This is a genomic window from Hoyosella subflava DQS3-9A1 (assembly GCF_000214175.1).
GTDB lineage: Bacteria > Actinomycetota > Actinomycetes > Mycobacteriales > Mycobacteriaceae > Hoyosella > Hoyosella subflava.
Genome location: NC_015564.1, coordinates 1,932,166 through 1,958,391, shown reverse-complemented (window position 1 = coordinate 1,958,391; position 26,226 = coordinate 1,932,166). Strand labels below are relative to the sequence as shown.

Below are 26,226 nucleotides of genomic sequence, written 5' to 3'. Positions count from 1 at the left end.
TGTGTGGTGACCTCTTAAAGGGACTTGCCGACAAGGCCAACGAGATCCGCGAGGCGGTTCGAGTAGCCCCACTCGTTGTCGTACCAGCTGACGACCTTGATCTGATCATCGATGACCTTGGTTAGCGGTGCATCGAAAATGGATGAGTGCGGATCAGTGACGATGTCACTCGACACAATCGGCGCCGTGGAGTACTTAAGGATCCCCTTGAGAGGCCCTTCAGCCGCCGCCTTCAAGGCTCCGTTCACCTCATCGATCGAACCGGACTTCCGCACGTTGACCGTCAGGTCGGTGACAGAACCCGTCGGGATAGGAACGCGCAGCGCGTATCCGTCGAGCTTGCCCCGGAGATGCGGAAGGACGAGACTGATCGCCTTCGCTGCGCCGGTGCCGGTTGGGACGATGTTCAGCGCGGCAGCACGCGCGCGCCGCAAATCACTGTGCGGACCGTCCTGCAGGTTCTGATCCTGCGTGTAGGCGTGAATTGTGGTCATGAGACCGCGCTCGATGCCGAACTCGTCATCAACAACCTTCGCCAGCGGAGCAAGGCAGTTTGTGGTGCAGGAGGCGTTCGAGATGATGTTCTGGCTGCCGTCGTATTCGCCATCGTTGACACCCATCACGATCGTGATGTCTTCGCCCTTCGCCGGGGCCGAGATGATGACCTTTTTCGCACCCGCGTCGATGTGGCCCTTAGCCTTGGCCGCATCGGTGAAAATGCCGGTGGACTCAACCACCACGTCCACTCCGAGGTCGCCCCATGGAAGCGCCGCCGGGCCCTCGCGGAGGCTCAGGGCCTTGATCCGCTGCTCTCCCACAACGATCTCGTCGCCTTCAACCGACACGTCGTACGGCAAGCGCCCTAGAATTGAGTCATATTTCAGCAGGTGAGCGAGTGTCTCCGTGGCTGTGAGATCGTTGACCGCAACGATTTCGATATCGCTGCTTCCAGCAGAACGCAATGCGTCGACTGCCCTGAAGAAGTTACGTCCAATTCGGCCGAAACCGTTCACACCTACACGAATCGTCACTGTGAGCTCCTTTTCAATCTGTCGTGAATATCTGCCGTGTATTCTCAGCGGCTTACTGGGTAGTTCTTTTGGGTGGGTTCTTTGGGTTCGTGCTCTGGCTTTTCTTCACCCTAGTCCCAACCCTGGTCCAATCGGACCGGCATTTATGCTTCGTCGAGAAGTTCGGGCGTGACCGCTGAATCCGTGTCTGGAATGCCCAGTTCACGTGCTCGGCGGTCGGCCATAGACAGTAGTCGGCGAATTCGGCCCGCAACGGCATCTTTGGTCAATGGCGGGTCGGCAAGCTGCCCTAGTTCTTCGAGCGACGACTGCCGATGCTTGATACGCAGCCGCCCCGCTGCAGCCAAATGCTCCGGGGCCTCGTCGCCCAAGATCTCCAATGCGCGCTCAACCTTTGCTGCGGCTGCCACAGCAGCCCGCGCCGAACGTCGCAGGTTTGCGTCATCAAAGTTTGCCAGGCGATTAGCCGTTGCGCGCACCTCACGGCGGATCCGGCGCTCCTCCCACACCAAGCGAGTGTCCTGAGCGCCCATACGGGTGAGTAACGCACCAATGGCATCGCCATCACGAACAACGACACGGTCGGCGCCTCGCACCTCGCGCGCTTTCGCTGCGATCCCCATCCGCCTCGCGGCTCCTACCAGCGCCATCGCCGCCTCCGGGCCGGGACAGCCGACCTCGAGGGCTGCTGAACGGCCGGGTTCAGTGAGGGAACCGTGCGCAAGGAAAGCTCCCCGCCAGGCGGCTTCCGAATCCTGAATACCGCCACCAACGACGTGGGCGGGCAGACCGCGGACCGGACGTCCGCGAAGATCGAGCAGACCAGTCTGCCGGGCGAGCGCTTCCCCGTCTTTCGCGACCCGAACAAGATATCGGGTGCTTTTCCGTAGTCCGCTCGCGCCAACTACGTGAATATCTGCGTTGTATCCGTACAGGTCGTGGATCTCCCGCCGCAGTCGGCGAGCTATCGAACCCATGTCTACGTCTGCCTCGACAACGACTCGTCCGGCGACAATATGGAGTCCCCCGGAGAATCTGAGCAGCGAAGAGACCTCTGCCTTTCGCGCGCTCACCTGGGTGACAGACAGACGGCTGAGTTCATCCTTGACCTCCGCAGTCATTGCCACGGCGCCGATTCCTTCCGGTCGATCCTTACTTCACTATCTTTCCGTAAATCCGTGCGCTGACTACTGTCCCCCAGCAATTCGCCTAGCACCGCGCCGAGCTTGAAAATGTCGTGCTTAGCGGTACCTGGTACGCCCACGTCGGCGTAACGCACTTCTGCACCCAGTTGCGCGGCTGCCCGGCATAGGTGAGCTCGCTCGCTGCCAGGCGGCACCGTGCCCGCATCAACTATGACCTGATCTACCCGGAAACTGGGGGCGTGTTGCGAGAGTACGTGAAGATGCCGCTCGGCGGAGAATCCAGCGGTCTCCCCCGCTTGTGGACCGAGGTTGAGCACCAGCGCGCGCTTGCCCCGGCTCTCGATCAGCGCGTCCCGCTGCGCCGGTACGAGCACGTGCGGAATGACGCTGCTGAACCATGATCCCGGCCCCAGCACCACCAGATCGGCATCCGTTATCGCCGCGACCGCTTCGCGGCACGCAACTGGTTCGCTCGGTAATAGGCGTACACGGCGCACCCGGCCGGGCGTCGTTGCGACCGCGACCTGCCCTCTGATGACCCTATTGATGCGCGGGTCTTCCTCGAGCCCAACTACGTCGGCTTCAATCTGCAAGGGGATTGTGGCCATGGGCAGCACGCGGCCTCGCACCCCCAGAATTCTGCCAAGTTCGTCAAGGGCGCTGATGATGTCCCCTAGTACATCTGTAAGCCCCGCCAGGATGAGGTTCCCAACGGCGTGACCCGCGAGTGCGCCCGTACCGCGGAACCGGTGCTGTACGACATCGCGCCACAGTTGCGCATGACTGTCGTGATCCGCGAGTGCAGCCAACGCCATCCGGAGGTCACCTGGAGGCACCAGATCCAGCTCAGAGCGAAGCCGGCCCGACGATCCCCCATCGTCAGCGACAGTCACCACGGCTGTGATGTCGTCGGTGAGCTGCCGCGCGGCACTCAGCGTCGCGTACAAGCCATGACCGCCGCCGAGTGCAACAATCGATGGTGGCCGGGGCGTTTCCGTGTGTGAGTTCGGCGCTGTCATTCCCTGCCTAGATCCCGGTGACGAGTACGAACAGTGACCCCGTCATCTTCAGACAGTATCTGTGCGATCGCTTCCGTCATCGCGACACTCCGGTGTTTCCCACCAGTGCAGCCCACCCCAATCGTCATATAACGCTTACCCTCCGTCCGATAGCCCTTCAGCACCGGAGTGAGCAAGTCGCGGAGCGTCTTCAGAAACTCACCCGCACCCGGCTGGCTGAGCACATACTCCCGCACACCATCGTCACGTCCCGTGAAGGGGCGGAGTTCTGGAATCCAATGCGGGTTGGGCAGGAAGCGTACGTCAAGCACCATGTCCACGTCGATCGGCAGGCCGTACTTAAACCCGAAAGAAAGCACCGCGATCTTGACCTTGCGAGTATTCGCATCCTCGAACACCGGTTCTATGCGCGCCCGCAAATCGTGCACCGACAAACTTGACGTATCGATCACGACGTCAGCCATCGCGCGTACAGGCGCCACGAGCTTCCTTTCGGCCGCGATCCCTTCGAGAAGGGTGCCGTCCCCCTGGAGCGGGTGGCTCCGGCGGACTTGCTCGTACCTCCGTACCAGGACAGCGTCTGATGCCTCCAGAAAGAGCACGCGGGGCGTGATGTTGCGCGTTGCAAGCTCCCGCACTACGGAATCGAGGCCCCCAGCGAAGGCCCGGCTTCGTACATCGAGCACCACGGCGAGACGTTTTGTCGGGTTATCGGCGGCGAGGCTCAGGTCCACGGCTTGAGGCACGAGTTCAGCCGGAACATTGTCGATCACGTACCAGTCGAGATCTTCGAGCACCTTCGCCGACGTTCCGCGGCCCGCTCCGGAAAGCCCCGTAATGAGAGTGACGTCAATATCGGGCGGGCTTTGTAGCTCACTCACGTGTGTTCCTGTCCCTCGCAGTCGTCTGAGGTTCGCCGGGCGCGGAAGCGCCACAGCTGAGGTTATTCGACTGAGGCCCGCCCTGGGGAGCGCTCGGGCGAAGAATCCCTATTCAGTGCCTCGTGCACGGCGCGCGCCGTCATGTCACCGATTCCTGGGACCTGGGTGATCTCGCCCAATGAGGCGGCTTTCAGGCGCGCGACGGAGCCGAAGTGGGTGACGAGCGCGGTCTTCCTCGTTTGCCCAAGTCCTGGGATGGTGTCGAGGACAGATTCGGTCATGCGGCGAGACCGTTTGCTGCGGTGGAACGTGATCGCGAACCGGTGCGCTTCGTCGCGGATTCGCTGCAGCAGAAAGAGCGCTTCACTCGTACGCGGAAAAATGACCGGGTACTCCTCACCAGGCAGCCACACCTCTTCGAGGCGTTTCGCGAGCCCGATGACCGCGATGTCGGTGATCCCCAGCTCCTCGAGCGCCGCGGACGCGGCATTAACCTGAGGCAAGCCACCATCCACGACGAATAGGTTCGGCGGATAGGCAAATCTTCGCGGCCGACCAGTTTCGGGGTCCAGCGCCTGGAAAGCGGCCACGTCGGCAGGCGCGCCGGTTTCATCAGCCCTCCGGTACCTCGCGAACCTGCGGTGCGTCACCTCTGCGATGCTCGCGACGTCGTTGGAACGGCCCTCACCGGCAGCTTCCTTGATCGTATAGTGCCGATAATCCGATTTCCGTGCCAGGCCATCTTCGAACACGACAAGCGAACCGACTACGTCAGTCCCCTGCACGTGGCTGATGTCGATACATTCGATGCGCAGCGGCGCCGTATCGAGACCCAATGTGTCCTGCAGTTCCTGCAATGCGGCAGAACGCGCAGTCAGGTCTCCGGCACGGCGCAGCTTATGCTGTGCGAGTGACTCGTGCGCGTTGCGCTGCACAGTCTCAGCCAGCGCCTTCTTGTCACCGCGTCGCGGTACCCGGACGCGCACCGCTGACCCCCGCAATTCACTGAGCCATCGCTCCAGACCGTCAGTGTTGGGTGGCAGCATGGGAACGAGCACCGTCTTGGGAATTGGGCTCGCGCTCTTACGCGCACCTTCAGGCAAATCGTGGGCGAGAGCCTGCTGCTCGCCATAGAACTGCGTGAGGAATTCCTCCACCATCTCGGAATCGTCCTGCTCACCGACGCGCTCGATTACCCAGCCGCGCTGGCCTCGAACCCGCCCGCCGCGAACATGGAATACCTGCAGGGACACCTCCAGATCGTCAGCGGCGAAAGCCACAACGTCCGCATCAGTGCCGTCACCCAGCACAACGGCCTGTTTTTCCAGTGCGCGGCGCAGTGCGCCAATGTCGTCACGCAAACGCGCCGCGCGCTCGAAGTCGAGCGCCTCCGACGCCTCATTCATATGCCGCTCAAGCTCGCGGACCATGCGATCTGTCTTGCCGGAAAGGAAGTCGCAGAAATCCTCGACTATCCGGCGGTGTTCCGCCGCGCCAACTTGCCCCGTGCAAGGAGCTGAGCACTTGCCGATATAACCGAGCAGGCACGGCCGCCCTAGTTGCTGATGTCGTTTGAGGACCCCCGCCGAACAAGTTCGGGCCGGGAATACGCGCAGCAGCAGATCAAGTGTCTCTCTGATCGCCCACGCATGGGAATACGGCCCGAAATACCGCACGCCCTTCTTTCGCGGCCCCCGATACACGAACAGGCGGGGATACTCCTCGTTCAGCGTCACCGCGAGTACGGGATACGACTTGTCGTCCCGGTACCGAACGTTGAAGGGCGGGTCAAATTCTTTGATCCAGTTGTATTCCAGTTGCAGCGCCTCGACTTCGGTGCCAACAACTGTCCACTCCACACCGGACGCCGTGGTCACCATTTTGCGGGTCCGGGGCTGCAACCCGGTGAGGTCCGCGAAATACGAGTTCAGCCTACTGCGCAGGCTCTTCGCCTTACCTACATACAGCACCCGTCCGCTGGCATCACGGAAGCGATAGACCCCCGGTTCTAGCGGGATCGAACCAGGGGCGGGCCGGTAGGTCGACGGATCAGGCACGAGCCCAGGTTAGCGGCACGATCCGACAAACTCCCGTCCGCAGCACACCAGAAGGCAGCTCACACCGCATCGATGCGGGGCAATCCGTACCGCGCCTCCAGATCGCGGTACTTCTCGACCGCAGCGACCGCGTGCCGACCGTCCTTGGCCTGGATCGCCAGCACCGGAATGTACTCGTCTTCGGGCAGTTCCAGGCGAGCCCAGCTGCCGCCGCTCCGGAAGCTGAGTCCGTCCACGATTTCCCACGGGATCAGGCGCTCCGAGAAGAAGTTACGCACACCCACCCCGGCCCGGCCTACCCGCAATCTCGGACGTGCGAGAAGCAGGAACAGGCCACCGAAGAACGCGCCCAGCAGCACCATCGCAATCTGATCCGCAAGCCGGAAGTACACGCCGGTATTGGCACTGCCGAGCAAGATCCCGAGCACCACAAAGGTGAGGAACATTGAGAGCGCGGCAACCGCAGCCCACTTCGGCATTTTCCGCGCCCGGACGACCAGTTCCCATTCGCCGGTCTTCGCTGTCATGCCTTCACTCCCCCAGTCTGGCGCAGCCGGCGCAGTGTAACTGCCGTATCCAGTGCTGCGCTGCACGCCTGCGCCCCTTTATCCTCCGACGAACCTGGCAGTCCGGCACGATCGCGCGCCTGCGCTTCCGTGTTGACCGTCAGCACACCGTTACCAACCGGGGTTGCCTCGTCCAGCGAGACCCGTGTCAAACCGTCCGTGACTGATTGGCAGACGTACTCGAAGTGCGGCGTCTCACCACGAATGACAACACCCAGCGCGACCACCGCATCATGGGTTCGGGCGAGTTCCTGGACCACGACCGGGATCTCCATCGAGCCGGCCACTCGAACCAGCGTCACCTTCCGGACTCCGGCTTCGTCGACGATTCGCTGTGCCCCAGATACCAGAGCTTCGCAAATCTCGGTATGCCATTGCCCCGCCACAATCCCGAGTTTTACGTCGAACGCCTCGTCGAGGCGAAGTTCAGGCTCGCCACCGCCACTCATGTCGCGCCCCCTTCGATCCCGCGCGGGTCAAAATGCTCATCGAGACCCTCGAGTTCGTGACCCATCCGGTCACGCTTCGTACGCAGGTAGTGAATATTCTCCTTGTTGGCACGGATCGGCATCGGCACTCGGTCACTGATGGCAAGCCCGTACCCATCCAGCCCCGCCCGCTTCGCTGGATTGTTCGTCAGCAGCCGCATGGTTGTCACACCCAGGTCGACCAAGATCTGTGCGCCGATTCCATAGTCACGCGCATCCGCGGGAAGGCCGAGCGCCAGGTTCGCGTCCACGGTGTCAGAACCGGCGTCCTGCAGCTGGTAGGCCTGCAGTTTATGCATCAGACCAATTCCGCGGCCCTCGTGTCCACGCATGTAGAGGACGACGCCGCGGCCTTCCTCAGCCACCATCCGCATCGCGGCGTCAAGCTGTGGACCACAGTCACACCGGAGCGAACCGAAGATGTCTCCTGTTAGGCACTCTGAGTGCACCCGGACCAGAACGTCCGTGCCTTTGCCGTCGGGACCTGGAATATCCCCCAGAACTAGCGCGACATGCTCGACCTCGTCATAGATGCTGCGGAAGCCGACGGCCCGGAACTCCCCATAAGGCGTGGGGATTCGCGCATCTGCGACTCGTACGACGTGCTTCTCGTTCTTGCGCCGCCAGGAGATCAGATCAGCGATCGAAATCATCGCGAGATTGTGGTCGTCGGCGAAGACTCGGAGCTCATCAGCCTTGGCCATATAGCCTTCGTCCTTCTGGCTGACGATCTCACAGATCACGCCTGCAGGCCGGAGTCCGGCGAGCCGCGACAGGTCCACAGCAGCTTCGGTGTGCCCGGCGCGCCGCATGACGCCGCCCTCTTTCGCCCTCAGCGGTACGACATGACCGGGTCGCGTGAAGTCTTCGGGGCGGGCAGCCGGATCCGCTAGCAGCTGACACGTGATCGAACGATCGGCCGCAGAAATCCCTGTCCCAACGCCCTCTTTCGCGTCCACCGTTACCGTGTACGCGGTCTGATGCTTGTCCTGGTTTGTCGCAAACATCGGCGGTAGGCCGAGGCGGTCACAATCAGCACCGTCGAGCGGCACACACACGTAGCCTGACGTGTAGCGCACCATGAACGCCAGCAACTCCGGCGTGGCTTTCTCGGCGGCGAAGATCAAGTCACCTTCGTTTTCACGATCTTCATCGTCCACGACGACAACCGCCTTGCCCGCGGCGATGTCGGCGATCGCGCGTTCGACACTGTCGAATCTGATCACTGCACTTACTCCTCGACCCCGCCCGAGGCGGTGTCCTGTAGGGCGGCACCGCCGTAACGGAACCCTTCACCGGAGGAGCCTTCACTGCTGACGCTGTGAAGCCGCTCCACATACTTCGCGATCACATCGACCTCGAGGTTGACGGTCGCTCCGACGCTGGCACTGCCCAGCGTGGTCAACTCTCGCGTCGTGGGGATCAGAGACACTTCAAAATAGTCGCCGGACTCATCCCGGCCGACGGCCGATACCGTCAGGGAGACACCGTCAATGGTGATCGACCCCTTCTCAACGACGTAGCGCGCCAAGTGGGTGGGCAGCGAAAGCCGCACGACCTCCCAATGCTCCATGGGGTTCCTGCTGATGACGGCGCCGGTGCCATCCACATGGCCCTGCACAATATGGCCGCCCAGACGACCGCCAACGGCCAGCGCACGTTCGAGGTTGACCCGCCCGCCTGCGCTTACGCCACCAAGACTGCTGCGCCGGAGGGTTTCGCCCATGACATCCGCAGTGAAGCTGCCGTCTGAAAGGACATCAACCACAGTGAGACACACACCGTTGACCGCGATCGAGTCACCGTGCGACGCGTCGGACGTAACCAGTGGTCCCCGCACTGTCAGGCGCGCAGAATCACCCCGCACCTCCGTAGCGACAACCTCACCCAGTTCTTCGACGATCCCTGTGAACACTCGCCTACGCTCCTCACCGCTGTCCGTCAACCACGTTATCGCGGTATGAGGCTTATAAGCACATCGTCCCCAAGCCGATCAACGCTCTCACACTGAAACCGAATTGCGCCGCTGATATTTCCTACCCCAGCATCCGCCACCGCTGCAGGGCCGGCCCCCAGCACAATCGGAGCCACATAGGCGGTAATTCGATCGACCAGACCTGCGCGCAGGAACGCACCCGCGACGGTCGGTCCGCCTTCCACCACGACGTCCAGACAGTCGTCGAGCGCTTCGATCACGTCCATGGGATCACGGGACCGTACGATGCGCGTCGGGGCGGCATCATCAGTTACCCGCGAGCCACTCGGGAGGTCCCGCTCGCCCATCACCACCCGGATTGGCTGGTGATCGGCGAGCGTCCCGTCTGGCGCGCGCGCCGTGAGCCACGGATCGTCGGCGTAGACAGTGCCGGTCCCGACGACAATGGCGTCAACCCGGGTACGTTCGAGCCGGTCCCGGGCACGAGATTCCACGCTGGAAATCCATTGGCTTGAACCGTCTGCCGCTGCGCACCGCCCATCCAGGCTCGCCGCGTACTTGTACGTGACGTGCGGCCGTCCTGTCCGCTGGCGGTGCAGCCAGGCCCGCAGCGGTCCTTGCGTCACCGGGGCCGGGTCATGCCAGGCCGTGACCACGATGCCTGCGTGCGCCAGTGCCCGCGCCCCGCCCGCTGCTTCCGCGACAGGGTCGGAAACAGCGTAGTGCACCTGGGCGACTCCAGATTCAATGAGCGCCTTGGTGCACGGCGGGGTACGGCCGAAGTGGTCGCACGGCTCCAGCGTCACGACCGCGGTCCCGCCAAAAGCCCGGGCACCCGCCTGTTTCAGCGCCACAACCTCAGCGTGCGGTCCGCCAGGCGGCTGCGTCGCTCCTACCCCGACGACATTGCCGCCCACGTCGAGGATGACAGCCCCAACAGGCGGGTTTGGGCTGGTCGTGCCCCGAACCTGCTCCGAAGCCTGGACGGCGAGCCGCATCGCATCACTGAGATGAAGCATGAGTCGCCCGCTATATCGCCAAGTGCGGGGACGAGTGGCGCGCTCGCGAACGCAGCTTCTCCACTGCCGCGGAGGGGTCGTCGGCACCGTAGACAGCAGACCCTGCGACGAAGCAGTCAACCCCGGCTTCCGCGGCCGCCTCGACGGTGTCCATGTTGATACCTCCGTCGATCTCCACGAGGAGTGTAAGTTCACCAGAATCGACAAGATTGCGAACACGTCGAGCTTTGTCCAGCACTTGCGGCATGAACTTCTGACCGCCAAAGCCTGGCTCGACGCTCATCACAAGCAGTGTGTCGAACTCACGGAGAATCTCGAGATACGGATCCAGGGGTGTATTGGGCTTAATTGACAGGCCCGCTTTGGCGCCTGCGGCACGGATGTCCCGTGCGACCGCTACCGGGTTATCGGTGGCTTCCGCGTGGAAGGTCACGTTGTACGCACCCGCTTCCGCGTACGGTGGCGCCCACCGGTCTGGATTTTCGATCATCAGGTGGCAATCGAGTGGGATGGTGGTCGCCTTAAGCAAGCTTTCGACGATGGGGAGGCCGAGCGTGAGGTTTGGGACGAAATGTGCGTCCATGACGTCGACATGCAGCCAATCGGCGCCCTTGACGGCGTCGGCCTCATCGGCGAGATGCGCGAAGTCCGCGGACAGGATCGAAGGGGCGATCATCGGACCCTTTGGGTGTGCAGCCATGGTGCGAGTCTAAGAGGTGCGGTGTTAAAGTCTTAAACCCGATGATCACCGCACTTTCCATCGCCATCACAGTGCTCGCTCTCACCGCCGCGCTGTGGGCGCTGATCAAACTCATAGCCGATCGGCCCGTCGATCTTCGCCGGCTGAGTGACAAGGCCCTCTTTGGCGTGCTCGCACTCACTGAGGCGCTCACCATCGTGCAGGCATTCGCGGGGTTTATGCTGCTCCTGACAAGTGACCGCGAAGTGTCGGCACTGACGTTGGTGCTTTATTTGATCGGCGTTCCGTTCATCATCCCGATCGCCACCTGGTGGGCGCTGGGTGACCGGAGTCGCGCTGGTGCTGGAGTACTGACGGTAGGCCTCGTTGCAGTACCCGTGATGGTGCTTCGAATGCACGAACTATGGAGCGCAGGAGTATGACAGTCAGCACATCTGGCAGCGACGAAGACGTGGTGCGCGAACGCACCCGTACGGGGACTGGCCGCATTCTCATCGCCGTCTACGCGGTGTTCAGTCTCGCGGCGGCAGCGCGCTCGTTCGTACAGATCGTGGATCGATTTCACGTCGCACCGATCGCCTTCATCCTGTCCGCTGTCGCTGCTGCGTTCTACATCCTCGCGACGTTCGCGCTCGCGCGCGCCAGCTCGGTTTCCCGGCGACTTGCCACCTGGTCCTGCATCATCGAGTTCGTCGGCGTTGTCACCGTCGGAACAATCAGTTTCGTTGTCCCAGAATGGTTCCCGGAGCCAACAGTGTGGTCACATTTCGGCCAGGGATACCTCTTCATCCCGCTTGTGCTGCCCATCGTCGGACTGTGGTGGCTGCGCCATACCGCGCGCTGAGGGTGCTGCCTGCCGCCCCACCCCCACCCCCACACGAATCCATCTGCCCAGGTCAACAAAGCATGCCCAAATCGGGGGGTTTTGTTGACGTTTACAGATGGATTTGTTGGGGGACATCATTACCTAGCAACTCACCTCGAGCGAGTTAGGCAAGAAATGAGCAAAAGTTACAAAGCCGGTGACATGGTCGCGTGGAAATGGGGCAATGGAACCGCCTCAGGCGAGGTTGTGCGGATTGCGCCTGAGAAGACGAGTATTCAGAGCAAGGGACAGACCATTACTCGCAATGGCAGCTCGGACAATCCCGCCGTCGTCATCACGCAAGATGACGGCACACGAGTGATCAAACTCCAGAGTGAACTCGAGTGAACTCAGGCACTGATCTTCCGGAAGGGAACCGCGGCTTCGATTTCCAGTGCCAGTGCCAGGAGTACGCGCTCTTGTCCCTCGTGAGCCGAGAACTGCACTCCGATCGGCAGCCCCGCTGCCGTACTCGCGAGCGGCAGGGACAGCGCAGGAGTACCCGCCACGTTGTTCAGCGGTGTGAATGCGACGTACCTTGTCAGCCGTTCGATCAACTCGCTGAACGGCTGACGCGGCGATAGATAACCGATCGGCGGCGTCGTATGACTGACCACGGGACTCAGAATGACGTCCCACCGTTCGAGCTTCGCCCGAACGAGGTCGCCGGTCCGGCGCAAACGGTATAGCACGGCCGGTGTCAGGTGGGCGTTGCGCCAGAACCGTTCGACTAGGCCGCGAGTCAGTCCGTCGATGCGATCCATGCTGAAATCCCGGCCATGAATCCACCTGCCCGGGACCGTGAGCATCACCGAGAGCAACGCCCAGTAGTGCAGAAAGTCCTCCGCGAAGCCAGCATCCACTGGGGTTGGTGCCTCGCCGACGTGGTGGCCGAGGTCTGAGAGCAATTCGGCCGTCGCCAGCACCGCTGCTGTCGTCTCGCTGTCGGTCTGGTGTCCGAGGACCGAATCCGTCACCACGCCGATTCTCAATCGTCGCTGGCCAGCCCGATCAATTTCGCCTATCGGCGGAAGGCCCTTGTTGCAGTAAACGCGTTCGGCGGCGGTGAAGAACGCAGCCGTGTCCCGGACACTCCGGCTCAGCACGCCGTCCGAAATGATCCGGACCGGTAGCGCATCGTGTAGCGGCTCTGACCTCAGTCGCCCACGGCTTGGCTTCAGCCCCACAAGCCCACAGGCCGCAGCCGGGATCCGGATGGAACCGCCACCGTCGTTTGCGTGTGCGATTGGGACCGCCCCGCTGGCAACAAGCGCCGCGGCCCCGCCCGACGATGCCCCCGCCGAGTACTCGCGATTCCACGGGTTCCGCGTCGGCTCGTCGTCCATAAATTCAGTCGACGCGTTGAATCCGAACTCCGGAAGACGCGTCTTTCCGAGAACACTGAAACCAAGCGAAAGAAACTGCGTCACAAAGCGGTCATCGCGGCGGACCGGAGTCGGAGAGAACGCGACCGAGCCACGCGTTGTGGGCAGCCCCGCCATATTCACGTTGTCCTTCAGAAATGTCGGCACGCAACCGAACTCACCATCGGGGTGCGTCCCGACGCGCAGCGAATCCCGCGCACGCGCAAAGGCAGGCACCTGTATCGCATTCAGTTGCCCGTTGACAGACTGCGCCCGTAATACCGCCGCCTCGAGCGCCTCTTTGGGGCTAATCTCCCGGTCACGGATCCGTTGCGCGATACCGACCGCATCCGCATCTCCGAGTACATCATCTGTGAACGCATGTGTTCGCTCGGTGCCGCTCCCAGGGAACGTCCGCTTCTCCAGCACTCCCGCGATGCTACCCGTCAGCTAGCTGCTTGGATGCTGCGGCTTTTTCAGCACCGCGACGAACATCGCGTCGGTGCCGTGCCGGTGCGGCCACAGCTGCACGCTCTTCCCGTTGGACGCACGTTGGATATCACCGAGGACGGCGGAAACGTCGAGTTCCGCTAGCTTGTGCTTGCGGACGGCGTTCGCCACGATCATCGACGTTTCAGCAAGATGCGGTGAGCACGTCGAATACACCACTACCCCACCTGGGCGAACAAGCTTGACCGCTGAATCCAGTAGTTCGCGCTGCAGTTTCGCGAGTTCCCGGATATCGCTTGCCTGCCTCCGCCAGCGCGCTTCGGGTCGTCGCCGAAGCGCGCCGAGGCCGGTGCAGGGTGCGTCCACAAGGACCCGATCGAAGCCCGGCGCCAACTGCGGGTCACGGCCGTCCGCTTCGTGCACCGTGACGGGTAAACCGTCAACAGCCTGACGGACCAGCTTCGCCCGGTGTGGGGCAACCTCCACGGCATCGAGGTGAGCGCCGTCGATCCGCGCAAGCGATCCCATAAGGACGGCTTTCCCGCCGGGGCCTGCGCAGAGGTCAAGCCAGCGTCCTCTGTCGTCACCGTCGACTTCTGCTCGAACCGCCGCGAGCGCGACCAGCTGGCTCCCTTCGTCCTGAACGAACGCGAGCCCATCGCGTACCGGCTCCAGCCCGGTGGGGTCACCGCCAGATTCGAGGCGCACAGCATACGGCGAATACGGGCCCTCTTCCCCGCCTGTGATCAGCGCGAGCTCTTCACCAGTGATTTCCCCTGGACGCGCGGCAAGATGGACGACCGGTCGTGCGTCGTCGGCAGCGAGAGCATCTGCCAGTTCGCCCGCCTGCGCTCCAAGGGCGTCAGCAAAAGCCTGGGCGATCCACCGAGGATGAGCGTGCGTGAACGCGAGCCGTCCGATCGGATCAGGCGGCGACAGTTCGGCAACCCACTCCGCCTCAGTCTTCTGGGATATCCGGCGCAGCACAGCGTTGACGAATCCCGTGATGTGCTCGCCCGACTGTTCCCTTGCGAGCGCTACTCCAGTACTGACAGCAGCATGCGCGGCCACCCGGGTGCGGAGGAGCTGATACCCGGACAATCTCAGCACATCGAGGACGTCACCATCGATGGTAGACACATCGCGGTCCGCTGCCGCGCCGATAATCGCGTCGAGGAGACCGAACGCGCGGCAGGTTCCATACGTCAGTTCCGTCGCGAACGCGGCATCCCGGCCGGTGATTTTTCGTTCCCGCAGCAGTGCGGGCAGCATCAAGTTTGCGTACGAATCGCGCGTACGAACTGCGTTCAGGACGTCCCAGGCCACATGGCGCGCTGGGTCCACTAGTGATTTCGGCTCACTTCGGCGTGGCCCGCGCCGACCGGGATCTTCACCGCTGCGCCGGGGTCCCGGTCGCGTGTTTCCCGCTTGCCGCCCCCCGCGCGGAACATCTTTCCGGTTGCGGCCCTGTCGGCCACGGCCCTGCTCCCGGCCGCTATTTGACTCGTCCGCGTTCACTGGATGATCCCTCTCATTGGGCAACTGTTCCTTCGGTAAGCCGCGCACCCCGAGACCAATCGGCCGCTGCCATCGCCTTCTTCCCCTGCGGCTGAACAGTTCCGAGCCGCACGGCCGCGGTAGCTGTGCCGATGAAGACCGCGGACTTCATCGCCGCAATGCCCCCTGGCGCGAGCTGCGGAGCATCTGGATGGTCCGTCACCATGACCGGCCCGACCTTCATCCGCAGGCCGTCGACCAACGTCCACGCGCCCGGCTCCGGAGTCATAGCCCGAATGTGACGATCGACTGCGTACGCGGGCTGATGCCAGTCGATGTGCGCTGCATCGACAGTGATCTTCCCGGCGTACGAGCTGCCGTCTGCTGGTTGCGGAACTGGGCTGAGCGATCCGTCAGCGATGCCGTCCATGGTCTTCTCCAGCAGGGCGGCACCCGTTTCCGAAAGCCGGCCGAGAAGCTCACCCGCAGTGTCGGACTCGCGCACAGTTTCAGTCACCACCCCGAAAACCGGACCCGTGTCCAGCCCCGAGTCGATCAGGAAGGTACTGGCACCGGTGATGTCGTCGCCCGCCCTGATCGCAGCCTGCACTGGCGCTGCTCCCCGCCAGGCCGGCAGCAACGAAAAATGCAGGTTGATCCAGCCGTACCGGGGTATGGCAAGCACGGTCGGCGGCAAAAGCGCGCCAAACGCAACTACAGGGCAGCAATCAGGCTCAAGTTCCTTCAGCGCTGACACGAACTCCGGATCGCTCGGACTACGCGGCGTGAGGACGGGAATTCCCATCTCATCAGCGAGGACACCCACAGGCGAACGTTTCTGCTTACGTCCACGGCCCGCGACTGCGTCAGGTCGGGTGACGACAGCAACGACGTCGTGATTCCCGCTTTCCACAAGTCGGCGCAGCGATGGAACTGCAGGTTCGGGGGTGCCCGCAAACACGAGCCGCATCGGTCTCCTTGGTGTGGCTGAGCGGATCTGACCGCACCAGTCTAGGGACCGCTTGCGCGAGCTCGTACAGCCGCCGGTCTCTGATGCTCTAGAAGTTGTTGACGATGATGGTTTCGAGCAAGCCCAGCCCTGGCGGCACGAAGGTGCAAACGTCGCTCCGCTGATAACCAGGGTCCAGTGCTTCCAGTACGAGTTCGCTGACCAGAGGACTGTAGGGCAACTGGAAATGGCCGCTCATGTCGATTTCGCACACATCTTGGATGAAGACGTTCCGAGCGCCCGCGCCCTTGAGGTGAATGTTGCGCACCGGCTGAATCACTTCGTCGTGCCTCGTGCCGATCGTCGTGTACCGCACTCCTTCCACGGTGTCCGTGGGCGAGTTAAGATCGCGGAGGAACTCCGAGCCCTCGATCTGCTGTACCAGGGCCGGGGCGAAAAAGTCGTCAGCGAGAGTTTCACCCCCCGGTAACTGCGCCACCGTTGGCGGCGCGGCGCTGCCGTACGAAGGCGACGCGATCCCCACCCAGGCGTCAACATGCCCGGCACCTCCGAGCTTATTGATGTAGTAGCGGGTTACGTTCGCACCCTGGGAAAAGCCAACCAAGTGAACCTTCTCGGCGCCGGTCGCAGACCGGATTTGGGTCACTGCGTCCGCAACTTCTTGAGCCGATTGCCGCATGTCGGTCGTCCCGTAGGTATCCGCATCAAGTCCCGTGGCGGGACTGAAATTAACGCCGGGCTTTCCCAGTCCGTAGTTCAGCGCGAACACGCAATAGCCATGATCTTTCAGAAAAGGCCCCAGCCTCGCATAGTCCGCGTATGCAGTCGCATCCGTGCCGTGGGCAAGCAGCACAGGGTACGGCGCGGTTTCCGACGGTGAACAATCGAATTCGTTGGTTCCGGCGGGCACATAGCCCGGATTCTTCTTGTCAAATTGTTTCGCCTCAGTAGCCGAGGTTTGTCGCGGACCGTTCTCTTCCGGCATAGCGGGTCCCCGGACCTCTGCACCGGTCGGCTGCGCCACCAGCACGGCCAACAGGCTCGCCAGAACAAGAGACGCCCATGCCATTCTCGCGCGCACCCCTGAGAATAAACTCCCCGAATTTCTCACAGACCGCCCTCCGCAGCGCCGAGCTGAAACATCCTGGCACGGGATACTACGGGGCAAAAAAGATCAAATGGGTTACTTATCAATTACCACAGTGTGTGCAATTTTAATCAACAGTTTGTTGCCATAAGAATGGCACACAAATGATCTTGAAAATCGCACGGGTACCGCAATTTCGCTAGTTGCGGTGCAAGTGCCTGTGCAGTTCCGGCATGACCACATCCCATACGGCAGGCGGCGGGATTTCATGACCTACTCCTTCTAGCCGCACGAGTCGGGCACCCGGGATCGCCTGGGCGAGGGCCTCGCCGTGCGGGAGAGGAAACATCGGGTCGGCGGCGCTGTGCAGAATCAGAGTCGGCACACGAATCCCGGCGGGGTCCACCGCGGCCCCTGATTCGGCAATGAAGTGGTTCGTCATCGCCGACTCCATGTTGCGACTCCGGTGCACCTCGAGCGTGGCCAGCGCACGCACACGCTCCTCGTCGAATCCGAGCGATCCGGCGTAGGGGCGCTCGACGTCGACTCGGTAATTGATGACCGCCGCCTGATCGGCCCAATCGATTTCGGGCGCGGGCAACTCCCAGGCCGCACCCCATGGTGGGCTGGCCTCTCACCTATCACCAAAGATGGCTGGAGCGGGTCCTCGCCAGCGGTAGCGCGCGTCCACGGTTCGTATTTCGCACCGCCGGCCACGAAACAATCTTGTCAATGGTCCGTGCAGGCATAGGCTCCGCGGTGCTGCCATGGCTTGCCCTCCGCGGATCCGATGCTTGGTCCGACAACCGGCTCAGCATCCACCAACTGCGGCCATCGCCCGTCCGTGAGGTGCATCTGCACTGGTCGGCCGAGCGCAGGCAATCGCCACTGGTGACCCGCGCCATCGACATCGCCATCGACTCCGCCAACGAGCTAGCAAACCAAATGTGACACCGAGCATCTGATGCGCCGACTTTCGGTTGCCGCTACTCAGCCCGGCAATGGAGACAATGAGGCGCGTTGATCGCCCTGAGCACGAGCCGGGCGAACGGAGGCGCCCACCCGTACCGACGGTCGGTTTCAACGACGGGGTTCACGAGAGTTACTGCAGTACCGCGGGTTTCCAGCGTGCACTCCCCCGCAGCAAGAACGTTCTGAACCCAGTCGCTGCCCGTCCCGTAGGTGAGCGCAATTCGGTATCCGCCGCTGCCGTCGGGAAACACATTCACGGGCGTCTGATACACGTTGCCCGAACGGCGCCCTTTGTGCACCACGATCCCATAGCCCGGCACGCGGCCGGCCGCGAGCATCGCCAGCCTATTCGTGACGTGACGGTTGAATCTGGCAAGAACCACAGGAAACGGCACAGCTACCCCCTCTGCCTTTTCTTTCTACTCGCCTTGACCGCTGTCTTCAGCGAGGAGCCGATAGAGCGCCTTCCGGGCGTCGGTGAGGATGGTCGATGCCTGATCGTATTGTTCAACTGTGCCGACCGCTGCGACCTGGCGTGCTGCAGCAGCGAGCAGGCGGGCCAGTTCACGCAAGTCGCGCGCCTGAGTGGCGCCTGCACCGTCAGAGAGGAACGGGTCGCCAAGTGTTTCACGCTGCGCACCCACGTACTCTGTGCCTTCGGCGGTCAGACGAGCGGTCTTGCGGCCTTCGATCCGTTCGATGACGAGGAGACCTTCGTCTTCAAGCGCGGATAACGTCGGGTAGATGGAACCTGGGCTTGGCTTCCATTCGCCACCGCTGCGCTCCTCGATCTCCTGAATCAGCTGATAACCATGCATCGGCGACTCAGCGAGCAGCAGCAGGACCGCGGATCGGACATCCCTGCGACGTCCCCTCGTCCGCCGTGCAACAGGCCCACCAATCCTGATCAATCCTGGACCTGCCCCGAAGCCTTCGATGTGCAGGCCACCGCGGGGGCGTTCCTGACGTGCACGCCGCTCCGCGCGACGCTCCTCCACTCGGCTGTTGCGATTGCGATGTTCGTGGCGCATTAGCGCACCTCCTTGAATAGTTCCGATATATCGCACTTCTAACGATATATCGGAACCTATCGCATTGCAACACCTTATCCGATGTGAAGTGGGTCAACCTGCACCCGTACGGGACCCGCCCCCTTCTGCGCGCTCCGGACGGCCTGCACTTTGCGCACTTCCCCAGCCAATGCGGCCCCAGATCTCCGGCCCGTTCGAAGCAATACACGTTCGACGTCCTCGGGATCCGCGCCCGCGCCCTGAACTGGCATCCGGGCCCCTGCGGGAAGCGGCACTGGCCCCAGCACATCCGTACCCTGCGGCATGTCACCGTGAGCCACGAAATCCGCAACTGCCGTCGAGTCACCGTCAATCGCGATCATCTTTACCGCTGGCGGGAAGCCCACCTCTTCACGCTGCCGCAACTCCACATCAGCAAATCCAGCTGGATCCCACCGAATCAGCGCCTGAACAACAGGAATGCCTGAGTCGGCCACCACCACCACCATCCCGCCCGCCGACGCCGGCTTCACGAGCGTGCAAGCCAGCATCCATTTCCGCAAAGCATCCTCCGACACTCGCAGGTCAGCACGGCCAAGAAGAGCCCAGCCATCGAGCAGCAGCGCAGCGCCATAACCAGCATCTGCCACCGGTTCGGCTCCGGGTGTACACACCACAAGTGATTTTCGTTGCTGCACCGACGCGAGCACTGCCTCCCCACCCGAGGTCAGGACTGGGACACCCGGAAATGCCCGCCCCAGTTCCTCTGCAGTCCGGCGTGCACCGACAACTTGCGCCCGAATGCGGCCTGAGCCGCACGCATCACACTTCGGGGCACCGACCCTCGTAGCACACCACCTGCAACGAAACGCCTGACGGCCATCCTCGCTCACCATCTCCATCGGCCCCGCACACACTCGGCACCGCAACGGCGCCCGGCAGTCCTGACATGCCAAAGCAGGCACGTATCCACGGCGAGGCACCTGGACAAGCACCGGTTCATCGCGGGCTAGTGCATCGCGGGCAGCGGCGAACGCAATCGCGGGCAGCCGGGCCGCTCGGGCTGCGGGGTCCCGCACAAGGGCTGCCTCGCTATCGGCAAGCGCAACGATCCGCGGTGCATGCGCACGAACCTCCGCGCGCGGCGCGACGACTTCCTGGGCCCACCCAGACTCGACAAGCAACTGAGATTCACACGTCCTGGCGAAGCCCGCCGATACGAACGCTGCACCCGACAGATGAGCCCGCTGGATCGCCACGTCCCGCACATGCGGGTACGGCGACCGAGGTTCAGCGTGAAGATCATCACCGTCATCCCAGACCACGACAAGCCCCAGATTGTGCACCGGCGCGAACATTGCACTACGCGTGCCAACCACAACGCGCGCGTGCCCACGCAGCGCAGCGAGCCATCGGCGATAGCGCTGCGCTGGACCCAGCCCGGCAGAAAGCACCGAGACGGTACCACCACCGATGATTTCGTTACACGCGTTAGCCACACGATCGAGGTCACGTTGATCGGGGACCACGATGAGTGCTCCGCGCCCCGTCACGGCCACTTGCGCGGCGAGTTCCGCGCAACGGCGCGGCCATTCCTCCCCCGGCACAGCCTGCCACACAGCTCGAGCGGCCTTACCTTCGCCGAGAGCTTCGCACAGCGCCCGGCCTAGCGTATATGTGGACCATGCCGATACGTCGGGGGCTGCGATGACCGGCGGATCGACGGGTTCCCTGTTCTCGGATTCGATGCGGGCGTGACGCGGTGGTATTGCCAGCCGCAGCACATCGGCGCGAGTGCCGGCATATCGTTCGGCTACGGCGTCGACGAGCCTGGAGATCTCGGGCGTCAGGACCTGAACAGGAGAAACGACACGATCGAGCCAGCCGAGCTTTCCCTCGCGCTCGCTGGTTTCTGCGCGGTCGACGAGGTAACCATCGACGAGCCGCCCGGCAAAACGGACACGAACACGCACCCCCGGCTGTGCCTGCTCATCGAGTTCGGCGGGGATTAGGTAGTCGAACTCGCGATCGAGGTGCGGCAGCGGCAGCATCGGCAGCACCCGGGCAATCGGCCGCTGCACTGCCGCTGTTCGCTCCAGCTTTGCTCCGCTCAGAGACCTGCTGCCGCGCGCAGCGCATCAGCCCGGTCAGTCTGCTCCCACGGCAGGTCGATATCGGTGCGACCGAAATGACCGTAAGCAGCGGTCTGGGCGTAAATCGGTCGAAGAAGATCCAGGTCACGAATTATCGCTGCAGGCCGCAGATCAAAAACTTCGACGATCGCTGACTGAATCTTGAGGGGGTCGACTTTCTCGGTGCCGAAGCTCTCGACGAAAAGGCCAACGGGTGCAGCTTTGCCGATTGCGTAGGCGACCTGAACTTCAAGGCGGTCTGCAAGCCCAGCTGCCACCGCATTCTTCGCGACCCAGCGCATGGCGTAGGCAGCGGAGCGATCAACCTTTGACGGATCTTTCCCTGAGAACGCCCCACCACCGTGACGCGCCATGCCACCGTAGGTATCCACGATGATCTTCCGGCCAGTGAGGCCGGCGTCCCCCATTGGGCCACCAAGAACGAAACGCCCCGTCGGGTTGACCAGCAGCTTGACTTCAGACGTGTCCAGGTTGGGCAGATCGAGATCCTTCAGGACCGCGCCGAGCACATGGTCCCGGATATCAGGGGCGAGCAGATTATCCAGATCGATGTCTGCGGCATGCTGAGTGGAGACCACTACCGTGTCGAGCCGGACGGGCCGTTCGCCGACGTATTCGATAGTGACCTGGGTCTTGCCATCCGGCCGGAGGTACGGCAGCACACCGGTTTTCCTGGTCTCGGTAAGGCGGCGGGACAGCCGGTGCGCGAGCGCGATCGGCAGCGGCATCAACTCAGGTGTGTCCTGGCATGCGAAGCCAAACATCAAGCCCTGATCGCCGGCGCCTTGCCGATCGAGATCGTCCTCGCTGAGGCCTTCCACGCGCGATTCGTATGCATTCTCGACGCCCTGGGCGATCTCTGGAGACTGAGCGCCGATCGCCACATTCACGCCACAGGAGTTCCCGTCGAAGCCCTTGGATGACGAGTCGTAACCGATTTCGAGTACGCGCTCTCGGACGATTGTCGGGATATCGGCGTAGGCAGTCGTGCTGACCTCACCCGCGACGTGCACCTGACCGGTCGTCACCAGAGTCTCGACCGCGACACGAGCGCGGGGGTCCTCTTTGAGTATCGAATCGAGGATGGAATCGCTGATCGCGTCGCAGATCTTGTCAGGATGGCCTTCTGTTACCGATTCACTTGTGAACAGTCTGCGACTGGACGGGCTCACGTCGTCTGCCTCTCGGTTGTTTACCCTGTGGTTGTTACGCCCAGTCTAGGCACGGCTGAGGTATTTTGCCGTACTCGCCGAGCGACGTCTGAGTGCCTTTATCCGGCGTACAGCAAGCCGCTGACCGCATCGAGAATTCGGCTTGCCATCAGATTCTTCGACCCCAACGGGAGCGCCTTCTCGGCCCCATCCCGCGACAAGATCCACCCCATATTGGAATCGACCTCGAAGGCTTTGCCTTCTCCGACCGCGTTAACGACAAGTAGTTCGCACCCTTTTCGCTCCAACTTGCTTCGCGCGTGAGTAAGCACGTCACCGTGCTCGTCTCCGGTCTCGGCGGCGAACCCCACGATGACACGTGTCGCCGGGAGTTCACCCTCGTCGCGACGCTGCACAGTCTCAGCAAGAATGTCTATGTTTCGCACCAGCGGAATGGTGTCTGGCTCGTCAGCGCCCTTTTTGATTTTGCTTTCGGCAATCGATGCTGGCCGGAAATCTGCAACTGCCGCAGCCATGATCACGACATCGGCGTTGTCACTGTGTTTCCGTACCGCAGCGCGCATTTCCTCGGCGGTGGAAACTCTGATCATCTCCGCGCCCGCGGGATCCGTCAGGCCCCCTGTCGGGCCGGTGATCAGTGTCACAGATGCTCCCCGCTGCACCGCCAGGCGCGCCACAGCGTAACCCTGCTTGCCCGAACTCCGGTTACCCAGAAAACGAACCGGGTCAAGCGGCTCTCGCGTGCCACCAGCGGAGACCACGACCCTGCATCCCACGAGATCCCGCGGCAATGCGTCTGCTCGCTCCAGCAGCATGCTGCCGAGGCCGAAGATCTCATCAGGCTCGGGAAGCCGTCCCGGACCCGTGTCTTCTCCGGTCAGCCGCCCAGCTGCGGGCTCCATGACGAGCGCACCGCGCCCCCGCAGCGTTCCGACGTTGTCTACGGTCGCCGGATGCTCCCACATTTCAGTGTGCATCGCGGGAGCGAAGAGAACCGGGCACCGCGCCGTCAGCAGTGTCGCCGTGAGCAAATCGTCCGCGCGGCCGTGGGCGGCGCGCGCGAGAACGTCAGCCGTCGCCGGAGCCACGACGACGAGGTCAGCCTCCTGTCCGAGGCGCACGTGCGGAACTTCGTGAACGTTTTCGAACACCCCGATGTGAACCGGGTTACCCGAAAGCGCCTCGAAGGTCGCGGCACCAACGAACTGCAGGGCCGACTGTGTTGGGATGACCTGAACGTTATGGCCCGCCTCAGCAAACGATCGCACCAGCGCACATGCCTTGTACGCTGCGATACCGCCGGTCACGCCAACGATGACGCGCTTGCGAGGAGGGGTGTCGTCCAGCGCGCCAGCTTCTGTCGCGGACACTGGGGTACCCCGCTATTCGCCTTCGTTGTGAATGAGAAGGTCCCCATGAATCTCGCGCAGTGAGATTGAAAGGGGCTTCTCGTGCATTCCAGGGTCAACGAGCGGGCCGACATACTCGAGCATCCCGCTGCCGATCTGGTTGTAGTAGTCGTTGATCTGGCGGGCACGCTTCGCAGCGAAGATCACCAGGGCGTACTTCGACGACGTGCGCGCAAGCAATTCGTCGATCGGCGGGTTCGTCAAACCGACCGGCGGATCATACACAGGTAGTGCACTGGCAGTGGCGTCAGCGCTAGGCGTTGTCACACATACTCCTCTTGATACTGCGGTCGGGGCCAATCTGGGCCAACCAGGGGCGGCAACTGCTGCGCAGTCAAGCCCCAACGAGCAAGGATACCAATTCCTCGACCGCACGTTCCACGTCGTCATTGACGACGACATGATCGAACTCATGTTTCGCTTCGAGTTCCCCGCGCGCCGTCTCTAAACGACGTGCGACAACCTCGGGCGGTTCCGTTCCCCTGCCCGACAGCCGATCCACCAGAACTTGCCAGCTCGGCGGGGCTAGGAACACCAGGGTCGCCTCGGCCAGCCGTTCACGGACCGCTCGCGCGCCCGCGAGATCCACCTCCAGCAGAACAGGTTTTCCAGCAGCGAGTGCCTCAGCGACCGGCGTCTTTGGCGTCCCTGAACGCTGGAGGCCTCCGTGCACGTCCGCCCATTCAAGAAGTTCACCGGCTTCGATCATCCGATCGAACTCAGCGCGCGACACAAAGTGATAATCCCTGCCTGACACCTCGCCAGGGCGTGGATCTCGCGTTGTCGCCGACACACTGAACCACAGATCTGGCACCACCTCGCGGAGACGGTTCACAACTGTCGACTTGCCTACAGCGGAGGGACCGGCTAGCACAACCAGCCGACCCCTCCGCTGTACTGCCGATTCGGTGCCAGACACGGCTGCGCCTGACGAGTCGTTCACGGCAGCAAACACCTCACACTCACGCCTCGAAATCGAACCGCTGCAGCAGCGCTTTACGCTGACGCTCGCCGAGGCCACGCAGGCGTCGTGTTGGTGCAATTTCCAGCTCGGTCATGATGTCCCGAGCCTTCACCTTGCCAACCTTCGGCAGGGCTTCGAGCAGCGCAGAGACCTTCATTTTGCCGAGGATCTCATCGGTTTCCGCATCGGCGAGAACCTGCTTGAGGTCGGTTCCACCGCGCTTGAGCCGATCCTTGAGCTCTGCCCGGGCCCGGCGTGCCTCCGCCGCCTTCGCCAGAGCAGCGGCTCGCTGCTCATCGGTCAACTGGGGAAGGGCCACGATTCCTCCGTCTCATCTACCTTCGTTGTTCTCACCGCAACCCCGCGGCGAGTGCGACCGTACACACGAAGCCAACGGTTCGCTAAGCCACTTCGGGCCAGCGTGTCGGCCTGGAGCACTGAAACGCGCATCGACCATACCGCGACAATCGCCGGTCACCGTGGCAATCCTTGCGACACGCAGGGAAAACGTCAAACGAAACCGGGAACTTTCCGCAAATCTCGCCGATTTGTGATCCAGATCACAGAATTACACCGTTTTCTTGGGCTTTCAGTCCATGAACTACTGCACTGCGCAACTTCAGCCTGGGCCCAATCAGCTTTGTTTCAGGAACGCAAAACTCTCGGCTGCCTGGGTTGTCGCGGTGCGCAATCGTGCCACATCCGGTCCTGATCTCAGGATGTCACGGGACACCGCTGGCACCGCGAGGTGGCCATACTCCCCCATGAGCTTCGCCACAGACCCCGGAGTGCCGCCCTGCGCGCCGACGCCGGGCAGCAACACTGGCCCGTTAAGGTCTTTCAGATCTGGAATCTCACTCAGGGTCGCGCCGATCACCACACCGACTGACCCCATAGGCTCAGCTTCCCGATTCCGGCTTCCAGCTTCATCGACAATCATCTGCGCGACGGTGGTTCCGCCGCTGCACCGAGCGCGCTGAACCGTGCGGCCTTCCGGATTGGATGTCGCCGCCAGGGCGAAAACTCCCCGGCCCGTTTGCTGCGCCAACTCCAGTGCCGGCTGCAACGAACCGAAACCCAGATACGGGGAGAGGGTTACCGCGTCGGACGCGAGCGGAGACGCGTCGTCGAGCCACGCGCGGGCGTATGCCGACATCGTTGATCCGATGTCGCCTCTTTTCGCGTCAGCCAGCACCAAGGCACCACCGGAGCGCAGCGCCGCTATCGTCTCTTCGAGCACAGCGAGTCCCGGCGACCCGTACGCCTCGAAGAATGCAACCTGGGGCTTCACGATCGCTGCAGTCTCCGCGAAAGCGTCTGCGCACCGCCGACTGAACTCCGTGAGCCCCGCTATGTCCGTCGAGAGCCCCCACGCATGCATCAGCTGAGGGTGCGGGTCTATACCAGCGCAGATGGGGCCGCGCTGATCCATCGCGACCCTCAGCCGCGCACCAAACGGTGCCCTCACCAC

General features: G+C 62.7%; 30 protein-coding genes. 4 read left to right on the top strand and 26 right to left on the bottom strand.

Translation table 11 applies throughout. The features are described 5' to 3' along the window. Nucleotides 1-14: 14 nt before the first annotated feature. The 11 genes from gap to rpe all read right to left on the bottom strand — a co-directional run bounded on the left by gap (nucleotide 15) and on the right by rpe (nucleotide 10,842). A complete protein-coding gene (gene gap / locus AS9A_RS09130) occupies nucleotides 15-1,031 on the bottom strand; it encodes a type I glyceraldehyde-3-phosphate dehydrogenase (protein ID WP_013806686.1) in 1,017 nt (338 codons plus the stop codon). A gap of 143 nt (nucleotides 1,032-1,174) precedes the next feature. Then, nucleotides 1,175-2,158: a DNA-binding protein WhiA gene (gene whiA / locus AS9A_RS09125; protein WP_013806685.1), complete on the bottom strand. Its 984-nt coding sequence runs from the start codon at nucleotides 2,156-2,158 to the stop codon at nucleotides 1,175-1,177. Then, a complete protein-coding gene (locus tag AS9A_RS09120; RefSeq protein WP_013806684.1) occupies nucleotides 2,149-3,195 on the bottom strand; it encodes a gluconeogenesis factor YvcK family protein in 1,047 nt (348 codons plus the stop codon). Before AS9A_RS09120 ends, whiA begins: the two co-directional genes overlap by 10 nt. Further along, on the bottom strand, nucleotides 3,192-4,076 hold the full coding sequence (gene rapZ / locus AS9A_RS09115) for an RNase adapter RapZ (RefSeq protein ID WP_013806683.1): 885 nt from the start codon (nucleotides 4,074-4,076) through the stop codon (nucleotides 3,192-3,194). Before rapZ ends, AS9A_RS09120 begins: the two co-directional genes overlap by 4 nt. Nucleotides 4,077-4,138: 62 nt before the next feature. Further along, nucleotides 4,139-6,133: an excinuclease ABC subunit UvrC gene (uvrC, locus tag AS9A_RS09110; protein WP_013806682.1), complete on the bottom strand. Its 1,995-nt coding sequence runs from the start codon at nucleotides 6,131-6,133 to the stop codon at nucleotides 4,139-4,141. A gap of 59 nt (nucleotides 6,134-6,192) precedes the next feature. Then, complete coding sequence (locus tag AS9A_RS09105; RefSeq protein WP_013806681.1) at nucleotides 6,193-6,660, bottom strand: PH domain-containing protein; 468 nt, start codon at nucleotides 6,658-6,660, stop codon at nucleotides 6,193-6,195. Continuing rightward, nucleotides 6,657-7,148: a 6,7-dimethyl-8-ribityllumazine synthase gene (gene ribH, locus AS9A_RS09100; RefSeq protein WP_013806680.1), complete on the bottom strand. Its 492-nt coding sequence runs from the start codon at nucleotides 7,146-7,148 to the stop codon at nucleotides 6,657-6,659. Before ribH ends, AS9A_RS09105 begins: the two co-directional genes overlap by 4 nt. Continuing rightward, entirely contained in the window at nucleotides 7,145-8,413 is a 1,269-nt protein-coding gene (locus AS9A_RS09095) for a bifunctional 3,4-dihydroxy-2-butanone-4-phosphate synthase/GTP cyclohydrolase II (RefSeq protein WP_013806679.1), read from the bottom strand. The genes ribH and AS9A_RS09095 overlap by 4 nt, the downstream gene beginning before the upstream one ends. 5 nt (nucleotides 8,414-8,418) lie before the next feature. Further along, the gene (locus AS9A_RS09090) at nucleotides 8,419-9,102 is read right to left on the bottom strand and encodes a riboflavin synthase (RefSeq protein WP_013806678.1); all 684 of its coding nucleotides are present in this window, start codon (nucleotides 9,100-9,102) and stop codon (nucleotides 8,419-8,421) included. 35 nt (nucleotides 9,103-9,137) lie between these two features. Beyond that, nucleotides 9,138-10,142 (bottom strand): bifunctional diaminohydroxyphosphoribosylaminopyrimidine deaminase/5-amino-6-(5-phosphoribosylamino)uracil reductase RibD, encoded by a 1,005-nt coding sequence (gene ribD, locus AS9A_RS09085; protein WP_013806677.1) that lies wholly within the window; start codon nucleotides 10,140-10,142, stop codon nucleotides 9,138-9,140. 10 nt (nucleotides 10,143-10,152) lie between these two features. Continuing rightward, nucleotides 10,153-10,842 (bottom strand): ribulose-phosphate 3-epimerase, encoded by a 690-nt coding sequence (rpe, locus tag AS9A_RS09080; protein ID WP_083826503.1) that lies wholly within the window; start codon nucleotides 10,840-10,842, stop codon nucleotides 10,153-10,155. A 41-nt stretch (nucleotides 10,843-10,883) separates the two neighbouring features. Between rpe and AS9A_RS09075 the strand changes: the two genes are divergently transcribed. From AS9A_RS09075 to AS9A_RS09065, 3 genes are all read left to right on the top strand, one after another. Next, nucleotides 10,884-11,264 carry a hypothetical protein gene (locus AS9A_RS09075; RefSeq protein WP_013806675.1) on the top strand — a complete coding sequence of 127 codons (381 nt, stop codon included), beginning with the start codon at nucleotides 10,884-10,886 and terminating at the stop codon, nucleotides 11,262-11,264. Continuing rightward, nucleotides 11,261-11,686, top strand: coding sequence for a hypothetical protein (locus tag AS9A_RS09070; protein ID WP_013806674.1), 426 nt, complete (start codon nucleotides 11,261-11,263; stop codon nucleotides 11,684-11,686). Before AS9A_RS09075 ends, AS9A_RS09070 begins: the two co-directional genes overlap by 4 nt. A gap of 156 nt (nucleotides 11,687-11,842) precedes the next feature. Continuing rightward, nucleotides 11,843-12,055, top strand: a complete 213-nt coding sequence (locus AS9A_RS09065; RefSeq protein ID WP_013806673.1) for a hypervirulence associated TUDOR domain-containing protein — start codon at nucleotides 11,843-11,845, stop codon at nucleotides 12,053-12,055. A 2-nt stretch (nucleotides 12,056-12,057) separates the two neighbouring features. On the opposite strand, the gene AS9A_RS09060 is transcribed toward AS9A_RS09065, so the two are convergent. The 6 genes from AS9A_RS09060 to AS9A_RS09040 form a co-directional block, all read right to left on the bottom strand. Next, nucleotides 12,058-13,500 carry an amidase gene (locus AS9A_RS09060; RefSeq protein ID WP_013806672.1) on the bottom strand — a complete coding sequence of 481 codons (1,443 nt, stop codon included), beginning with the start codon at nucleotides 13,498-13,500 and terminating at the stop codon, nucleotides 12,058-12,060. A gap of 21 nt (nucleotides 13,501-13,521) precedes the next feature. Next, on the bottom strand, nucleotides 13,522-14,865 hold the full coding sequence (locus tag AS9A_RS09055; RefSeq protein ID WP_013806671.1) for an RsmB/NOP family class I SAM-dependent RNA methyltransferase: 1,344 nt from the start codon (nucleotides 14,863-14,865) through the stop codon (nucleotides 13,522-13,524). Next, on the bottom strand, nucleotides 14,865-14,999 hold the full coding sequence (locus AS9A_RS24960; RefSeq protein ID WP_013806670.1) for a hypothetical protein: 135 nt from the start codon (nucleotides 14,997-14,999) through the stop codon (nucleotides 14,865-14,867). The genes AS9A_RS09055 and AS9A_RS24960 overlap by 1 nt, the downstream gene beginning before the upstream one ends. A gap of 53 nt (nucleotides 15,000-15,052) precedes the next feature. After that, complete coding sequence (gene fmt, locus AS9A_RS09050) at nucleotides 15,053-15,988, bottom strand: methionyl-tRNA formyltransferase (RefSeq protein WP_013806669.1); 936 nt, start codon at nucleotides 15,986-15,988, stop codon at nucleotides 15,053-15,055. Nucleotides 15,989-16,076: 88 nt separating this feature from the next. Next, on the bottom strand, nucleotides 16,077-17,057 hold the full coding sequence (locus tag AS9A_RS09045) for a lipase family alpha/beta hydrolase (RefSeq protein ID WP_013806668.1): 981 nt from the start codon (nucleotides 17,055-17,057) through the stop codon (nucleotides 16,077-16,079). Between the two features lie 217 nt (nucleotides 17,058-17,274). Beyond that, nucleotides 17,275-17,676, bottom strand: coding sequence for an alpha/beta fold hydrolase (locus tag AS9A_RS09040; protein WP_013806667.1), 402 nt, complete (start codon nucleotides 17,674-17,676; stop codon nucleotides 17,275-17,277). A gap of 17 nt (nucleotides 17,677-17,693) precedes the next feature. On the opposite strand from AS9A_RS09040, the gene AS9A_RS09035 reads away from it, so the two are divergent. Beyond that, on the top strand, nucleotides 17,694-18,026 hold the full coding sequence (locus AS9A_RS09035; RefSeq protein WP_083826502.1) for a LysR substrate-binding domain-containing protein: 333 nt from the start codon (nucleotides 17,694-17,696) through the stop codon (nucleotides 18,024-18,026). Nucleotides 18,027-18,061: 35 nt separating this feature from the next. On the opposite strand, the gene AS9A_RS09030 is transcribed toward AS9A_RS09035, so the two are convergent. From AS9A_RS09030 to pyrF, 9 genes are all read right to left on the bottom strand, one after another. Beyond that, nucleotides 18,062-18,442 (bottom strand): nitroreductase family deazaflavin-dependent oxidoreductase, encoded by a 381-nt coding sequence (locus AS9A_RS09030; protein ID WP_013806665.1) that lies wholly within the window; start codon nucleotides 18,440-18,442, stop codon nucleotides 18,062-18,064. A gap of 24 nt (nucleotides 18,443-18,466) precedes the next feature. Then, nucleotides 18,467-19,078 carry a PadR family transcriptional regulator gene (locus AS9A_RS09025; protein ID WP_013806664.1) on the bottom strand — a complete coding sequence of 204 codons (612 nt, stop codon included), beginning with the start codon at nucleotides 19,076-19,078 and terminating at the stop codon, nucleotides 18,467-18,469. A 74-nt stretch (nucleotides 19,079-19,152) separates the two neighbouring features. Next, the gene (locus tag AS9A_RS09020; protein WP_192808182.1) at nucleotides 19,153-21,108 is read right to left on the bottom strand and encodes a primosomal protein N'; all 1,956 of its coding nucleotides are present in this window, start codon (nucleotides 21,106-21,108) and stop codon (nucleotides 19,153-19,155) included. A gap of 59 nt (nucleotides 21,109-21,167) precedes the next feature. Further along, a complete protein-coding gene (metK, locus tag AS9A_RS09015) occupies nucleotides 21,168-22,382 on the bottom strand; it encodes a methionine adenosyltransferase (protein ID WP_013806662.1) in 1,215 nt (404 codons plus the stop codon). A 98-nt stretch (nucleotides 22,383-22,480) separates the two neighbouring features. Continuing rightward, a complete protein-coding gene (gene coaBC / locus AS9A_RS09010; RefSeq protein WP_013806661.1) occupies nucleotides 22,481-23,752 on the bottom strand; it encodes a bifunctional phosphopantothenoylcysteine decarboxylase/phosphopantothenate--cysteine ligase CoaBC in 1,272 nt (423 codons plus the stop codon). 12 nt (nucleotides 23,753-23,764) lie between these two features. Beyond that, nucleotides 23,765-24,058 carry a DNA-directed RNA polymerase subunit omega gene (gene rpoZ / locus AS9A_RS09005; protein WP_013806660.1) on the bottom strand — a complete coding sequence of 98 codons (294 nt, stop codon included), beginning with the start codon at nucleotides 24,056-24,058 and terminating at the stop codon, nucleotides 23,765-23,767. Nucleotides 24,059-24,125: 67 nt separating this feature from the next. Next, nucleotides 24,126-24,710: a guanylate kinase gene (gene gmk, locus AS9A_RS09000; protein WP_148262575.1), complete on the bottom strand. Its 585-nt coding sequence runs from the start codon at nucleotides 24,708-24,710 to the stop codon at nucleotides 24,126-24,128. Nucleotides 24,711-24,753: 43 nt separating this feature from the next. Continuing rightward, entirely contained in the window at nucleotides 24,754-25,074 is a 321-nt protein-coding gene (gene mihF, locus AS9A_RS08995; protein ID WP_013806658.1) for an integration host factor, actinobacterial type, read from the bottom strand. A gap of 315 nt (nucleotides 25,075-25,389) precedes the next feature. Next, the gene (gene pyrF / locus AS9A_RS08990) at nucleotides 25,390-26,226 is read right to left on the bottom strand and encodes an orotidine-5'-phosphate decarboxylase (RefSeq protein ID WP_013806657.1); all 837 of its coding nucleotides are present in this window, start codon (nucleotides 26,224-26,226) and stop codon (nucleotides 25,390-25,392) included.

Excerpts from the sequence above, each read along its gene's own strand:
- AS9A_RS09025 (WP_013806664.1), bottom strand. The coding sequence starts at position 19,078 with ATGCGCCACGAACATCGCAATCGCAACAGCCGAGTGGAGGAGCGTCGC.
- AS9A_RS09075 (WP_013806675.1), top strand. The coding sequence starts at position 10,884 with ATGATCACCGCACTTTCCATCGCCATCACAGTGCTCGCTCTCACCGCC.
- rpe (WP_083826503.1), bottom strand. The coding sequence starts at position 10,842 with ATGGCTGCACACCCAAAGGGTCCGATGATCGCCCCTTCGATCCTGTCC.
- AS9A_RS09070 (WP_013806674.1), top strand. The coding sequence starts at position 11,261 with ATGACAGTCAGCACATCTGGCAGCGACGAAGACGTGGTGCGCGAACGC.
- AS9A_RS09065 (WP_013806673.1), top strand. The coding sequence starts at position 11,843 with ATGAGCAAAAGTTACAAAGCCGGTGACATGGTCGCGTGGAAATGGGGC.
- ribH (WP_013806680.1), bottom strand. The coding sequence starts at position 7,148 with ATGAGTGGCGGTGGCGAGCCTGAACTTCGCCTCGACGAGGCGTTCGAC.
- AS9A_RS09045 (WP_013806668.1), bottom strand. The coding sequence starts at position 17,057 with ATGGCATGGGCGTCTCTTGTTCTGGCGAGCCTGTTGGCCGTGCTGGTG.
- AS9A_RS09120 (WP_013806684.1), bottom strand. The coding sequence starts at position 3,195 with ATGACAGCGCCGAACTCACACACGGAAACGCCCCGGCCACCATCGATT.
- fmt (WP_013806669.1), bottom strand. The coding sequence starts at position 15,988 with ATGCGGCTCGTGTTTGCGGGCACCCCCGAACCTGCAGTTCCATCGCTG.
- AS9A_RS09035 (WP_083826502.1), top strand. The coding sequence starts at position 17,694 with ATGGTGGGCTGGCCTCTCACCTATCACCAAAGATGGCTGGAGCGGGTC.
- AS9A_RS09105 (WP_013806681.1), bottom strand. The coding sequence starts at position 6,660 with ATGACAGCGAAGACCGGCGAATGGGAACTGGTCGTCCGGGCGCGGAAA.
- AS9A_RS09020 (WP_192808182.1), bottom strand. The coding sequence starts at position 21,108 with ATGCTGCCGCTGCCGCACCTCGATCGCGAGTTCGACTACCTAATCCCC.
- ribD (WP_013806677.1), bottom strand. The coding sequence starts at position 10,142 with ATGCTTCATCTCAGTGATGCGATGCGGCTCGCCGTCCAGGCTTCGGAG.